Source organism: Myxococcales bacterium (assembly GCA_016717005.1).
In the GTDB taxonomy this organism is placed as follows: Bacteria; Myxococcota_A; Polyangia; order Haliangiales; family Haliangiaceae; genus UBA2376.
The window spans coordinates 320,818-334,140 of the sequence record JADJUF010000007.1; the positions used below are offsets into that span (position 1 = coordinate 320,818).

The 13,323-nt window shown below is 77.0% G+C and carries 8 protein-coding genes; 2 read left to right on the top strand and 6 right to left on the bottom strand.

The features are described from left to right. Positions 1-44: 44 nt before the first annotated feature. Positions 45-815 (top strand): hypothetical protein, encoded by a 771-nt coding sequence (locus IPL61_08305; GenBank protein MBK9031325.1) that lies wholly within the window; start codon positions 45-47, stop codon positions 813-815. Here IPL61_08305 and IPL61_08310 read toward each other — a convergent pair. The 6 genes from IPL61_08310 to IPL61_08335 form a co-directional block, all read right to left on the bottom strand. Further along, a complete protein-coding gene (locus IPL61_08310; protein ID MBK9031326.1) occupies positions 787-2,163 on the bottom strand; it encodes an anthranilate synthase component I family protein in 1,377 nt (458 codons plus the stop codon). The genes IPL61_08305 and IPL61_08310 overlap by 29 nt on opposite strands. Further along, positions 2,160-3,896, bottom strand: coding sequence for a tetratricopeptide repeat protein (locus IPL61_08315; GenBank protein ID MBK9031327.1), 1,737 nt, complete (start codon positions 3,894-3,896; stop codon positions 2,160-2,162). Before IPL61_08315 ends, IPL61_08310 begins: the two co-directional genes overlap by 4 nt. Next, positions 3,893-6,343, bottom strand: a complete 2,451-nt coding sequence (locus tag IPL61_08320) for a ComEC/Rec2 family competence protein (protein MBK9031328.1) — start codon at positions 6,341-6,343, stop codon at positions 3,893-3,895. Before IPL61_08320 ends, IPL61_08315 begins: the two co-directional genes overlap by 4 nt. 227 nt (positions 6,344-6,570) lie before the next feature. Beyond that, a complete protein-coding gene (locus tag IPL61_08325) occupies positions 6,571-7,434 on the bottom strand; it encodes a DMT family transporter (GenBank protein MBK9031329.1) in 864 nt (287 codons plus the stop codon). 209 nt (positions 7,435-7,643) lie between these two features. After that, positions 7,644-8,837, bottom strand: a complete 1,194-nt coding sequence (locus tag IPL61_08330) for an outer membrane protein transport protein (protein ID MBK9031330.1) — start codon at positions 8,835-8,837, stop codon at positions 7,644-7,646. Beyond that, positions 8,834-11,317 carry a hypothetical protein gene (locus tag IPL61_08335; protein ID MBK9031331.1) on the bottom strand — a complete coding sequence of 828 codons (2,484 nt, stop codon included), beginning with the start codon at positions 11,315-11,317 and terminating at the stop codon, positions 8,834-8,836. The genes IPL61_08330 and IPL61_08335 overlap by 4 nt, the downstream gene beginning before the upstream one ends. Before the next feature lie 1,313 nt (positions 11,318-12,630). Here IPL61_08335 and IPL61_08340 point away from each other — a divergent pair. Then, entirely contained in the window at positions 12,631-13,323 is a 693-nt protein-coding gene (locus tag IPL61_08340) for a CPBP family intramembrane metalloprotease (protein MBK9031332.1), read from the top strand.

Here is a 13,323-nt window from a genome sequence, read left to right on the forward strand (position 1 = left end):
GCTGCTTTCTCGACTTTCACGGCTGCAGCTGGCACGATCCGCCGATGGGTCGTGCCTCGCACCTGATCATCGGGCTCCTCGCGACCGCGGTCCTCGCCTCCACCGCGTGCACCAGCGACGACGGCGACTGGGTCGTCCGGCCGCCCGGCAACGGCACCGGCACCAACGGCCGCGCCGACGCGGGCGTCGACAGCGGACCGACCGGTGACGCGAACGCGACGCTGGTCGGGGTCGTGTGCGTGGTCGATGATCTGCGCGCACCCGACGTGTGCCCGACCGTGCCGGCCGCCGCTGGCGTGCTGGTGCGCCGCCTCGGCGAGTTGACCGGCGTCGACTCGAACGCGGTCGGCGCGTTCAGCCTGCCGGTGGCCGATCCGATCGAGCTGATCGAGGTCGCGGTCGGCTCGACCGCGCTGGTGCCGGCGCTGGTGCCGGTGCAGAACGACGGCGCGGTGGTCCACACGCCGACGCCGACCGTGACCGCCTGGGCCGACGCGCTGGCCGACGTCGGCGCCAGCGTCAGCGACGGGCACGGCTCGATCGCGCTGTACGTCGAGACCGCGGCCGGCGCGCCGGCGAGCGGCGTGGTGTTCACCCAGCCGGCCGGCGGCTCGCTGCCGCCGTTCTACGATCTGGCCGGGGTCCAGGCCTGGGCCTCGGGCGGCGGCACCGGGCCGGCCGGCGCGGTGCTGTTCGTCGATCTGCTGCCGGCGACCTACTCGCTGACGGGCCTGGCGCCGGGCGGGGCCGTCGTCAGCCCCAGCGTCCAGGTGATCGCCGACACGATCACGTTCGTCCGCGTCGCGCTGCCGTAGCGAGCTCAGCGGCGGCGTCGAGCCGCGCCAGCGCCGCGCGCCAGCCGGCGGCCTTGTCGTCGGTCTCGGCCAGCTCGGCGGCCGGGTCGCTGTCGGCGACGATGCCGCCGCCGACGTGCACCGCCAGCGCGCCGTCGACGATCGTCGCGATCCGGATGCCGATCGCGAGGTCGAGCCCGCCGCCGCCGCCGAACCAGCCGAGCGCGCCGCAGTACGGGCCGCGCGCCACCGGCTCGAGCTCGTCGATGATCTGCATCGCGCGGATCTTGGGCGCGCCGGTGATCGAGCCGCCGGGGAAGGTGGCGCGCAGGAGCGCCGCCCAGGTGGTGCCTGGCCGCGGCGTCGCCGACACCGTCGACACCTTGTGGTAGAGCGCCGGCAGCTCGACCACCGCGCCCAGCTCGTCGACCGCGACCGAGCCCAGCGCCGCGACCCGGCCCAGATCGTTGCGCTCGAGGTCGACGATCATCAGGTGCTCGGCCGCGTCCTTGGGGTGATCGATCAGATCGTCGGCGGCGGCGCGATCAACCTGCGCGACGCCGGTGCGCCGGCGCGTGCCCTTGATCGGCGCGGTCACCAGGCGCGCGCCGGCCCGGCGCAGGAAGCACTCGGGCGAGCCCGACACGATCGTCGCGCCCTCGGCCTCGAGCAGCCCGCCGTAGGCCGCCGGCGCCACCGCGTCCAGCGCGGCGTAGACCGCCAGCGCGTCGCCGGCCGCGCGCACCGGCGCGCGCAGCCGCCGGGCCAGGTTGACCTGGTACACGTCGCCGGCCTCGATGTAGGCGCGGATCGTCGCGACGCCGGCCTCGTGCGCGGCGGCGGCCTCGTCGGCGACCAGCGGCCCCAGCCGCGGCGGCGCGCCGATCGCGGCGGGGCCGTCGCGCAGCGCCGCCTCGAGCCTCGCGCCGGCGGCCGGATCGTCGGCGACGATCGTCGCGGTGGTGGCGCCGGCCGGCCACCACGCCAGCGCCGGGTACGCGGCCAGCCACGCGTCGGGCGCGCTCGATCCGGGTGGCCGCGGCCCGAGCCGCTCGATCGCGCGGCCCAGATCGTAGCCGAGGTACCCGACCACGCGCGGGCGCCGCGGCCCGGCGTCGCCGAGCCCACCGGCGTGGGCCCGCAGGAACCGATCGATCGCCGCGATCGGATCGTCGGTCGTCGTCGTGACCTCGGCGCCGTGCCGGACCACGATCCGATCGGGCCAGACCGTCAGGGTCGCGCACGGATCGGCGGCGACCACCGAGCCGCGCTCGCCGGTGGCGTCGACCGCGGCGTGGCAGAGCACCCGGCCGGGCCGACCGGCCAGCCGCGCGGCCGCGGCGATGGGAGCCAGCGCCAGCGCGGTCACGAGCGCGGCGGCGTCGGCGCCTGCTCTTCCTCGACCAGCACCACGCCCTCGCCGGTGCACTCGACGAACAGCTCCGAGCCGGGCCCGGCGTCGGCCGAGGTCACCGCGCGCGGCACGACCCGCCCGATCCAGCCCGCCAGCGCGGTGGCGTCGACGTAGAGCACGCGCTCCTGCGCCAGCTTGACCGACAAGAGCGGCCGCCCGGTCCGGAACGCGACCGCGCCCGAGCCGCGGAACTGCACCATCGGGATGCTCTCGCGCGAGCCCGGCACGTGGCCGTTCTCCCACCGCAGCTGGGGCTCGAACGCGAACACCAGATCCTCGCGCAGGTAGAAGATGTCGTCGTCGAGCGTGACCGCGGTGAACTGGCCGCCGAGCGGCGCGGCGATCAGGTGGCCCTGGCCGGTGACCGAGAACATCGCGCGCCCCGCGGTCTCGAACGGCTCGGTCCGGCTCTGGCCGCGCGACCGCCGCTGGGCCGGCTCGTACTCGAGCTGGCCGCCGGTGACGTCGACGCCTTCGGTCCGGCTCCACATCTTCTCGCGCACGCGCACGATCAGCACGCCGCCGGCGCTGATCTCGAACGGCTCGTCGCCGTCCTCGAGCCGGACCAGGCGCGTGGTCGCGAACTCCGACAGCGGCTGCGGCGGCCGATGGCCGGCGGCGACCCGCGCCGCGCCGCGCGCGGCCGACGGCGCGGCCTGGGCCACGGCCCGCGAGATCGCGCCGTGATCGACCTCCTCGACCAGCGCGTCGAGATCGTCGATCGGCGCCCCCGCGTCGGACGTCGCCGGCGGCGGCGGCGGCGGCGCCGAGCGGCGCGAGCCCAGGCGCGGGCGCGGCTCCCGCGGCGGCGGCGGCGGCGCCACGATCGGCACCGGCGCCGACTCGACCACGGCGGCGGCCTCGACCACCACCGCGTCGTCGTCGGCCTGGGTCGTGTCCAGCGCCGAGAGCGCGTCGAACGCCGAGTCGTCGTCGGTGGGCGCCGGCGACGGCGCCGGCGCGACGGCCACCATCTCCGGCGCGGCGGCCACCGGCTCCGGCGCCGCGGCCACCGGCTCCGGCGCCGCGGCCACCGGCTCCGGCGCGGCGACGACCGGCTCGGGGACGGTCCGCTCGGGCGCCGCCGCGACCGGCGCGGGCTCGTCGGCCGGCGGGGTCGAGACGAAGCGGGTCGAGGCGCTCGCGACGTCGACCTCGACCGGCGCGGCCGCGCGCAGGCGGTTGACCACGCGCTCGATCGCCATGCGCTCTTGCGCGGTGAGGTTCTCGGCGATCTCGCGCGCGAGGTCGACCTGCCCCGCCTGGAGGAACGCCTGGTAGGCGTCGGGGAAGCGGCCGCCGCGGGCGTAGGCCAGCCCGAGGTAGCTGACCGCGCGCCCCTGGCTGGGATCGATGTCGCGGCTCTTCTCGAGGGCGGCGGCCGCGCCGACCGCGTCGCCGAGCTTCAGCAGCACCAGGCCGAGGTTGAGCTGGTGCGAGGCGTCGCCCGGGGTCAGGCTCACGAGCCGGCGGTAGACCGGCAGCGCCTCGGCGTACTTGTTGGCGCGGAAGTACGCCAGGCCCAAGAGCGCCAGGGCCTTGGCCCCCTCGGGGTCAGCGTCGAGCGCCGCCAGCAGCTCGCGCTGGGCCTCGCCCAGCCGGTTCTGGCGCAAGAGCTCACCGCCCGCGATCAGGTGCTGCTCGTACCGATCGAACGGAGAGACGCCGGCGGGGCCCAGGTCGGTCACCGCGGCATTATCACCCGTGGCGGCGGCGGCGTCTCGCCCGGCGGCCGGTCGAACGTCGCGACCTCGACCTGCCCGTCGGCGGCGATCGTGATCGTCACGGCGCCGGCCTCGTCGGTGCGCACCACCGCGGCCCCGACCGCGCGCCACCGCGCCACCACGGCCGCCGACGGGAACCCGAAGCGGTTGCCGCGCCCGAGCGAGATCACCGCCAGCCGCGGCCGCGCGGCCGCGACCAGCGCCGGGCTCGACGAGGTCGGGCTGCCGTGGTGGGCGACCTTGACCACGGTCGCGGCGACGTCGCCCGCCGCGACCAGCGCGTCCTCGCCCTCGTCCTCGACGTCGCCCAGGAACAGCACGCGGGCGCCGCCGCGGCTGACCCGCACGACCAGCGAGTTGTCGTTGACCGTCCGCACCGGATCGGCGGTAGCCACGGCCTCGCCCGCGGGCCCGCGCGGCCCCAGCACCTCGACCGTGACGTCGCCGAAACTCCGCGGGCCCAGCGGCGGCGCCACCAGCTGGGTCCCGGTCGCGACCAGCGCCGCGACCACGTCGGCGTACGAGCGGCCGTGCGCGGGCGCGTCGGCGAACGGCGCCGATGGATCGGGCGCCGCGTCGTCGCCCGGCGCCGCCGCCCACAGCGCACGGATCGGCACCTCGGCCGCGACCGCGAGCAGGCCGAGGTAGTGGTCGGGGTGCGGGTGGCTGACGATCGCCACGTCGATCGCCCGCACGCCCCGGGTCCGCAGGTACGCCGCGACCGCGCGGCCCGGCGCGAGCTGGGCCCGGGCCCCGGTGCCGGGCGCGCCGCCGGCGTCGATCAACCACACCTGCCCGTCGGGCAGCTCGAGCACCGCGCCGTCGCCCTGGCCCACGTCGAGGAACGTGATCCGCAAGGTCGCCGGGCGCGCCGCCGCCCGGTGCGCCCACCACGACCCGCCCAGCACCGCGCACGCGACCGCGGTCATCGCCGCGACCCGGGCCCGCGCGACGCCGTGGCGCGCCGCGAGCCACGCGCCGAACAGCCCGGCGCACGCGCCCAGCTCGAGCGGCGTCGGCGGTCGCACCCACAGGGTCGGCGTGGCCCGGGCGATCACCGCGATCACCGCCGCGGCCCAGCCGGCGATCGCGATCGCGAGGTCGAGCGCGACGCCGCCGACCGCCGGCGCGACCGCGGTGATCAGCGTGCCGATCACGCCCAGCGGCAGCGCCGCCAGCTCGAACGCCGGGCCCGCCACCAGGTTGCCGACGACGCCGCCCAGCGACACCTGGCCGAAGTGCCACGCGCTGATCGGCGCGGTCGCGACGGTGACGTGCCACGACGTGCGCACCGCCGCCACCAGCGCCCGCGCCGCGCGCCGCCACCCGCGGACCGGCGCGGCCGCGCGCCCGCGCGCCGACGCGATCAGCGTGACCGCGGCGACGAACGACAGCTCGAACGCCGGATCGAACACGACCGACGGCCGCTGGCCGATCGCGAGCAGCGCCGCCAGGCCGAGCGCGTCGCCGATGCGCGCGCGCCGCTCGCACACCTCGCCGAGCAGCACCACCGCGACCACGACCAGGGCCCGCACGGTCGCCACCTGGCCGCCGGTGACCAGCGTGTACCCGACCGCGAGCGGCAGCGCCGCCGCCGCCGCCGCCCGCCGCGGCGCCAGCCGCGCCGCCAGCGGCGCGATCATCGCGAACAGCCGGGTCAGCGCCGCGAACGCCACCAGCGCCACCACCGCCAGGTGCAGGCCGCTGACGCTGAGCGCGTGATAGACGCCGGCCGCGCGCCAGGCGTCGTCGGTCGCCGGCGTCACCGCGCTGCGATCGCCGACCACGACCGCGCGCACCAGCGCGTTGCCGACCCCGTCGCCGCCGCGGCGCGCGATCGCCCGCGACGCCCAGCGCGCGACCTGCGCCGGCCGCCGCCACAGGCTCGCGCGATCGCCCGACGCCAGCACCTCGAGGCCGCGCCCGCGCAGCTCCCAGCGCGCACCGCGGTCGCGCGCGATCTGCGCACGATCGGGGCTGCCGGGATCGCGGTAGCCGCGCGGGGTCACCAGGCGCCCGACGACGCGCACGCGATCGCCCGGCCACGCCCGCGGCGCGCCGCTGATCGTCACCCACACCGGCCCGACGTCGCCGTCGACCAGCATCCCGGTCGCGCTCGCCAGCGCGGTCGGCGGCCCGGCGATCCATCCCTCGATCGTGTCGAGGGCGCGATCGTCGATGCCCGGCGGCGCGATCGCGTCGCGCGCCGCGCGCGCCTCCCGCGCGGCCGCCCACGCGGCCACCGCCGCGACCGCCACGACCAGCCGCGCCCGCCGCGGCAGCGGCCACGCGCCCGCCGCCGCCAGCCCGACCAGCCCCCACGCCCACGGCGCCGTCGGCAGCACCCGCGCGATCACCACGCCGGCGACCGCCGCCACCGCCAGCCACGCCACACGCACCCAGGGCCACACGCCCCTGCTATCGACCGCGCGCCGCGGCGGTTGCGTGTCGCCGGTCAGCGCCGCGCGACCGGCGCCCGGCGGCGGTTGCGTGCCCGCCGACTAGTTGCGCGCGACCGGCGCCCGGCGGCGGGTGCGCGCGCAGGGTCAGCGCCGCGCGACCGGCGCCCCGCGGCGGGCGCGCGCGCAGGGTCAGCGCCGCGCGACCGGCACCCCGCGGCGGGTGCGTGCGCGCACGGTCAGCGCCGCGCGACCGCGGCCCGCCGGCCCGTCGCCATCGCCGCCAGGCCGACGACGATCAGCCCGGCGCCGAGCCAGGTGGTCGCGACCGGCAGCTCGTCGAACACCACCAGGCCCCAGCCGACCGCGAACGCCACCTGCAGGTACCCGGTCGCCATCGCCCGCGCCGCCGGCTCCCGCGCCATGCCGTAGGTCATGCACACCTGCGCCAGCTGGGTGCACGCGCCGACGCCGAGCAAGAGCAGCCACTCGCGCCCCGAGGGCCACACCAAGGTCGGCGCCGCCCAGGCCAGCGCCGCCGGCAGCGCCACCAGCGGGAAGTAGAAGACGATCACCAGGGGGTGCTCGTCGGCCGCGAGCTGGCGCACGGTCACCAGCGCCGCCGCCGCCATGATCGCGCCGACGATCGCGATCGCGACCGCCGCCGGCGCCAGGCCGTGGCCGCTGGGCTGGGCCACCATCGCCACACCCGCCAGGCCGAGCGCGAGCGCCAGCGCGGTCCGGCGCGCGACCGGCTCGGCCAGCCACACCCACGCCAGCATCGCGCCCCAGATCGGCGCGCTCTGCTGGATCATCGTGGCCTCGGCCAGGGGCATGTGGCCCAGCGACCAGTAGTAACAGCCCAGCGCGACGAACCCGAACGCGCCGCGGCTGATCAGCGCGCCGCGGCGCCGGCCCCACGGCGACCGGCCCTCGCGCCGGGCCAGGCGCGCCACCATCACCGCCGACAGCACCAGCGTCACGACCGCGCGCGCCAGCACGATCTCGCCGCTCGGCAGGGTCGCGCTGGCCAGCTTGACCAGCGCGCTCATGCCCGAGAACGCCAGCGCGGCCACCGTCAGGTACCAGAGTCCGGGCGACAACGCGGCCACTGTGGCAGATCGCGCGCCGGCGTCGAGCGCCGTCGGATCGCGCGATCAGGTCGCCGCGCGTCGGCGAAGCACGCCAGCGCCCCGGCGCACGCGCCCTGCAGGTCCGGGCAGGTCGCGAGCTCCTTCCGCGCGGCCGCCGCGAGCGTGCCCCACCGGGTCAGGCCTTCGTCCTGGAACGCGGGCGCGCGCCTCGGCGATCGTCAGCGCCGCGACCAGCGCACGCCGGCGCCGACCAGCACCGCCCAACCCTGGTAGCGGGCCGGCATCGTCTCCATGCTCGTCGTCGCGCGCTCGGCCACGCGCAGGTACTCGGCGAAGCCGTCGACCACGACGCCGCGGGCCACCACCGTCGACGCGCCCGCGGTCACCGACCAGCGCAGGCCGTCGGGCGAGGTCGGCGCCAGGGTCGCGTCGGGCGCCGGCGACGGATCGATCGCGACGCCGGCCCGGACCACGGTCGCGGCGCCGAGCGCGCGCTCGCCGCCGACCCGCACCGCCGCGGTCGTGTGCCAGGCGTTGTGCTGGTGGACGTCGGCGGTCGCGTCGTCGGCGAAGTCGATCGTCAGCTGATCGTACGTGCCCCACAGCGTCACCTCGACGTCGGCCAGCGCCCGCCACGGGCCGCGGGCCCAGGCCGCCCCGAGCACCAGGCGATCCGGCAGGGTGATCGTCGCGCGCGCGGCCTGATCGGGCGCGGCGCCGCTGAACTCCGGCGGGGTCTCGAAGTCAGCGCCGCCGGTCATGGCGATCCGGGTGCGGCTCTTGTAGGTCGCGCCCAGCGCCAGCGCGCCGCGCTGCCACCACAGGGCCGCGTGGCCGCCGACGCCGGTGCCGGCGACGTCGACCGCGGCGTCGCCCTCGACGTCGATGAAGTCGAGGCGCCGGCGCACGGTCAGGCGGCCGCGATCGACGTGGGGCCCGACCGCGAGCCGGACCTCGCCGAGCCGCACGCCCACGAACGGCGCGAGCCGACCGACGACAAGCTCGGTCGAGACGATCTCGAACCGCCCGGCCCAGTCGCTCGGCCAGGCCACGCCGCCGCCGAACGGCACGCCGATCGCGACGCCCGCGGTCCAGGCGCCGCCGCTCCAGGCGGCGTCGAGGTGGGGCGGCGTCGACCACGCGCCGTCGGTCTCGGCCGACCAGGTGCCGTCGGCCGCGGCCGCCCGGATCTGCGGCCGCGCCAGCACCACGCCGACGCCCAGGCGCCAGCCGCCGCCGTCGGCGAGCGCCGCCGGGTTGGTCCACGCGGCGCCGGCCTCGTCGGCCCGCGCGGCGCCGGCGCCGGCGGTGCCGGCCGCGGTGATGGTCTGCTCGGGCACGGCGAAGCCGCCCGCGCGCGCGGCGCCGGGCGCCGCCGCCAGCGCCACGGCGCCGATGATCAGGGTCCTCATGGGCGGAAGCTCTCGTCGAGGAACCCGGCCAGCTCGCGGCCGCCGCGCCCGAACTCGGGCTCGATCGGGATGACCAGGAACGCGTGCTCGGCGACGTAGTCGCGCTGCGGCGCGCCGGTCACGCGCGCCAGCGTGCGGGTGTAGGCGTTGGGGATGATGAAGTCGAGCGTGGCCATCTGCAGCATCAGCGCGCGGTCGCCGGTGGCGGCGCCGACGTTCTGCGGGTCGACCGCGTCGACGATCCACCGGGCCACGTCGAGGAAGCGCTCGGCCTCGAAGCTGTCGGCGGCGATGCCCTCGCGGGTGAAGAAGCCGCGCACCTGCGGCCCGAACCAGGTCGAGTCGGCGAACATGTCGACCAGATCGGCGCCGGGCACGTTGAGCACCGCGCGCCGGATCGTCGGCTGGGTCGCCAGGAGCGTCGCGCCCAGGATCCCGCCGAGCGACTGGCCGGCGTAGTAGATGCGGGTCGTGTCGACCGGCGCGCCCAGGACCGGCTGCCAGGCGCCGGTCGCGAGCGACCGCACCACCGCCGACAGCTCGATCACCGCCTGATCGAAGTGGTCCTTGGTGTTGGCGATGTGCTCGATCTCGAGGAACGCCGCGCCCGACGCCACCGGGTAGTTGAGCACCGGCCACTGCGCCAGGTGGTTGCCGGCGCCGCTGGCGTCGACGCAGCGCCCGACCTCGTCGCAGGTCGAGCCGGCCTGGCACGGCGGCAGCGAGACCAGGTTGCCGGTGCGCGGGTCGACCACCGAGATGGGCCCGCCCGCGATGCACTGGGTGCGGGTGCCGTGGTACGGCAGATCGATCGCGATCGCCGCGAAGCCCTTGGCCGCGAGCGCGTCGCCGATCGCCAGCACGAACCGGCGCTCGGTCATCACCCCGTGGCCGAACACCACCACCGGCACGCCCTGGCCCGGCGTCAGGCCGCGCGGGATCGTCATCGTGAACGCGACCTGATCGATCCGGTGGCCGCCGTCGGTGCGCCAGGCCCGGGTCGCGTCGTCGAGGAAGACCGGCATCGGCAGCGTGCCGGTGGCGACCCGGTCGACGTTGAGCAACGACGTGATCGCCAGCGGGAAGTCGAGCAGCGCCTGCCCCGGCGTCTTGTACGCGACCGCGACCGGGTCCGGCGACACCGCCAGCCGCGCCGCGGTGGCCGCCACCTCGTCGAGCCGCGGCGCGATCGTCTGGGTCACGAACGGCCAGGCCGCGACGACGCGGTCGCGGCCGCGCAGCGCCAGGAGCGCGGCCAGGCGGTCGCGGGCGTCCTCGATGCGGACCGCGTCGACCAGCGGCACCGCGCCGACGGTCGAGGCGCCGGCGTCGACGACCGGGGCCTTGGCCAGGAGCAGCGCGCCGGCCGGCATCGCGATGATCGGCTGGCCGTCGCGATCGCGCACGCCGTCGGTCACGACCACCGCGAACGCCGCGTGCTCGGCCAGCGGCACGGTCGCGGGCGTGATCACGACGTGGACGTCATCGAGCACGCGCGCGGTCGCCGGCAGGCGCGTCGGCGCGGCGCCGAGCTGCCACAGCTCGACGGTGGTGCCGGTCACGGTCGCGGGATCGACCGGCGCGGTCAGCTCGAACAGCAGGTTGGCGCTGGTCGCGAAGCCGTCGTAGACCCGCAGCGCCGCCTTGGCCTCGAGCTCGACCGGCGTGTCCCAGCGCGCCGGCGGCAGGTCGACCTTGCCGGTCGCCGGATCGATCAACAGCTGGATCGGGATCGGCATGCGCTGCGACGGCTTGTCCATCGCCAGCTCGGTCCGCGTGGTGATCGTGAACCGCCACAGCGCCGCGATCTCGGCCCGCGGCAGCCCGCGCTCGGCCAGGTGATCGAACATCGGCAGCAGCTCCTGCCGGATCTCCTCGAGCTTGCGCGCGTTGTCGGCGCGCTCGGCGAACGTGTCGCCCGGGAACGCGCGGTTGTGGGCGGGATCGTCGAGCGGCGTGGTCTGGCGCAGGAAGTAGAACGCCGCGTCGGCGATCACCGGCTGCCCGCCCTTGCCCTCGACCCCGGCGGCGCCGCCGCGCACGACCACATAATACTGTCCGCCGCGATCCCAGCCGACCCGAGGCGCGTCGAGCGTCACCCGCAGCTCGTCGTCGGCGACCGTCACGGTGACGTCGTCGACCCGGTGCGGCGTCGGCCCCCACTGCCAGACCTGGACCGTGTCCGGGGTGACCGTGGCCGGGGCGATCGGCGCGCTGAAGTCGACCGTGGCCGCCGACGCGCTCGACCAGCCGTCGAGGGTGTTGAGGTAGCCGTACAGCTCGGCCTCGGCCGCCGAGGTGTCGTCGTCGATCGGGATGTCGAGGTGCCCGGCAAGGTCGTCGCGCAGCGCGTCGGACGGCATCGGGATCACCTTGGCGTCCGGGTCGAACCGAGCTCGAACCACGTCCGGAGCCGGGTCAGGATCGTAGGCAGCGCAGGCCGAGGCCACCGCCAGCACCGCGAGGATGGGTCCCCTCATGAGGCGGACTCTACGCAGGTCGAACCGGCCTGACCAGTGCGTTTTCTGCACCGCGTCACGATTCCGGCTGCGCCCGCCGATCGGCTGACACCCGCCGGACACCTGGCCTTCCGATCGGCTGACCACCTGGCCTTCCGATCGGCTGACACCCGACGCGCCGCCCGGCCGACCGATCGGCTGACACCCGGCACGCCGGTCGGCCGACCGATCCGGCCGACCGATCGGCTGACACCCGCCCGACCGATCGGCTGACCACTCGCCCGACCGATCGGCTGACACCCGTCGCCCGCCCCGCGCAGCCGCGCCCGACCGATCGGCTGACACCCGTCGCCCGCCCGCGCAGCCGCGCCCGACCGATCGGCGCGCCGGTCGCCCGCCCGCGGCACCCGTCGCCCGCCCGCGCACCGTCGCCGCCGCGCACCCCCGCCCGACCGATCGGCCGACCCCCGTCGCCCGCCCCGCGCAGCCCCGCCCGACCGATCGGCTGACACCCGTCGCCCGCCCGCGCAGCCGCGGCCGACCGATCGGCTGAGTGCCGTCGCCCCGATCCGCTGGCATCCGGCAGGCTTGCGGCCGATCGGCCGTCGGGCCCGACAATCCGATCGGCTGACACCCGCGCCCGCCCGCGCAGCCGCGGCCGACCGATCGGCTGAGTGCCGTCGCCCCGAGCCGCTGGCATCCGGCAGGCTTGCGGCCGATCGGCCGTCGGGCCCGACAATCCGATCGGCTGACACCCGGCACGGCGGCGCTGGCGCCGCGTGGCCAAAGAGTCAAGGCGTGGACGGGCGCCCGCCGCCGCCTTCGCCTCGACCCTCACCCGCGCCCGGCGTGGGAGCCGGCTCATTGCCCATGCGGTCGGGCTCGGCGGGGCTCGGCGGGGCGTCCGCGTCGAGGTCGAAGCTCCCCATCGAACCGGCGCCGGTGTCGAGTCGCCCCGAGGCCCCCGGGCGCGCCGCCTCGCGCGCTGCCCGCAGCGCGTCCCGGAGTCCCGGAGCTGCTGCGCCGAGGCGTCGGGGGACAACGCTGCGTCCGGCGTCGTCGCGACCTCCATCGCGGCGTCGGCCCGGCTGCCGCTGTCACGCGCGGCGGTCACTCGCGATCCTGACTTGGAGGCACATCCTGCGACCAGCGCGAGGGACACGGCCAGGAGTTGGAGCACGCGCGCCATAGGTTCGGACGCTGCCATTTCACCCCGCGGCGCGCCAACGCAGATCGCGAGGAGATCGCGGGATCTGCTCCGCGCCGGTCAGGTGCCCCGGCGGCGGCGCAGGTCCGGGCTCGCCGCGACGGCACCGGTGCTGCATAGTGGTCCGATGCTCGGAACGCGCGAACCGCCCCCCAGCCGGGCGTCCCTCGTGCTCGGGCTGTACGGGGCGCTGGCGCTGACCGCGGTGCTGGTCTCGGCCGGGCGCGGCGACGCCGACATCTTCCGGATCGACGAGAGCCGGGCGCCGTGGTGGCACCTGGTGTCGGCGGCGCTGGGCCTGGCGCTGGCCCTGGGGGTCGTCGTCGCGAGCCGCGCGGCGGCGACGCGGCTGGCCTGGGCGCGCACGCTCCACCGCGACTTCCGCGCGATCCTCGGCGAGCTCCCGCCGCGCGAGATCTTCATCCTCGCCGCCGCCAGCGCGATCGGCGAGGAGCTGGTGTTCCGCGGCGCGCTCCTGCCGTGGGTCGGCCTGGTGCCCCAGGCGATCCTGTTCGCGGTGCTGCACATCGGCCCGAACCGCCGCCACCTGGTCTGGACCGCCTGGGCGCTGGCGATGGGCCTGGCCTTCGGCGCGCTGGCCCTGTTCACCGGCGACCTGCTCGGCGCGGTGGTCGCGCACTTCGCGATCAACTTCATCAACCTGCACTACATCGTGCGGGTCGAGGATCCGGGCCGGCGTGCGGCAGTGCTGGCGGTCGGCGTCGAACCCATGCGCGTGTTGGGACACGCCGCGGTCGGAGGGCTCGCCCCGGGCCAGGTCGGGAGCTCGGCGTCGAGCCCTGACGCCGGCCGGCCCTGA

Coding starts and splice junctions, on each gene's coding strand:
- IPL61_08335 (MBK9031331.1), bottom strand. CDS start 11,317: ATGAGGGGACCCATCCTCGCGGTGCTGGCGGTGGCCTCGGCCTGCGCT.
- IPL61_08305 (MBK9031325.1), top strand. CDS start 45: ATGGGTCGTGCCTCGCACCTGATCATCGGGCTCCTCGCGACCGCGGTC.
- IPL61_08340 (MBK9031332.1), top strand. CDS start 12,631: ATGCTCGGAACGCGCGAACCGCCCCCCAGCCGGGCGTCCCTCGTGCTC.
- IPL61_08330 (MBK9031330.1), bottom strand. CDS start 8,837: ATGAGGACCCTGATCATCGGCGCCGTGGCGCTGGCGGCGGCGCCCGGC.